The sequence below is a fragment of the Microbacterium sp. K41 genome (assembly GCF_004794395.1).
GTDB classification, from domain to species: Bacteria; Actinomycetota; Actinomycetes; order Actinomycetales; family Microbacteriaceae; genus Microbacterium; species Microbacterium sufflavum.
In genome coordinates, this window is the sequence record NZ_SSDO01000377.1 from 1 (window position 1) to 679 (window position 679).

Sequence of the window (679 nt, forward strand, 5' to 3'; positions counted from 1 at the left end):
CGACGACCCCGAGCTGCGCGCCCGGATCGACGGCACCCGCGCCTACGTGCTGACGCAGACCGGTGACCCCGCGGCCGCCGAGGAACTGTGCCGGGCGGCCCTCGCGCGCGCGGGACTGCAGCCCGAGACGGTGGCGCTGCTCGGCGGCCAGCTCGGCACCCTGCTCATGCACCGCGGACGACTGCCCGAGGCCGAGGCCGAGCTCTCCCGCGCCATCGACGCGCTCTCCGCCGCGGGCACCGAGAGCACCGAGCTCGCGAACTGCCTGATGAACCGCTCGGTCGTGCGCATGCAGCGCCACGAGCTCGACGCGTGCGTCGCCGACCTCCGCCGGGCTCTCGCCGTGTATCTGGCGCACGATGCCCGTGGTCCGGTCGCCGAGGCCACGCACAACCTCGGCTATGCGGCCCTGCTGGGCGGCGACCTGGTCGGCGCGCTCGGGCTCATGACCCGCTCCCGCCCCGCCCTGGCGGAGGTGAGCGACCTGGCCGCCGCGATCGCCGACCTCGACCGGGCAGAGGTGCTCCGCGACGCGGGCCTGACGACCGAGGCCGAGGTGCTGCTCGGGCGGGTGGCCGTGCAGTTCGGGGCGCAGCGCATGCGGCAGGCGCGCGGCGAGGCCGAGTTCCACCTGGCGCGGTCGCTGCTGCGCCACGATCCCGCGGCCGTCGAGCGCGCG

General features: G+C 76.4%; 1 pseudogene. It reads left to right on the forward strand.

Features of this window, described 5'->3' with window-relative positions:
* A pseudogene (locus DW309_RS19610) lies at positions 1-679 on the forward strand (CHAT domain-containing protein); the annotation flags it as partial.